A 234-nucleotide genomic window follows, 5' to 3' on the forward strand; every position below is an offset into this window, starting at 1 on the left:
CTGTTCAACGAAGCCGAAGTGCTCGGTGCAAACGCGACGCCCGCGCAGGAAGATACGCCCGGCACGAAGGTCACCGCGCACACGCGCAAGAAACGTGGCCGCAAGCCACTCGATCCCGGCCTGCCGCGCGACATCCGCCGTCACGAACTGCCTGAGGCCGAACGATTCTGCGCCAACGACGGCCATGCGCTCGTCGAGATCGGCGTGGAGATCAGCGAGCAACTGAACGTGATT

Annotated in this window: 1 pseudogene; it reads left to right on the top strand. The window is 64.5% G+C overall.

What is annotated here, in order from left to right:
- Positions 1-234, top strand: a pseudogene (locus SB753_RS41625) (IS66 family transposase); the annotation flags it as partial.

Source organism: Paraburkholderia sp. SIMBA_053 (genome assembly GCF_046534895.1).
GTDB lineage: Bacteria > Pseudomonadota > Gammaproteobacteria > Burkholderiales > Burkholderiaceae > Paraburkholderia > Paraburkholderia caledonica.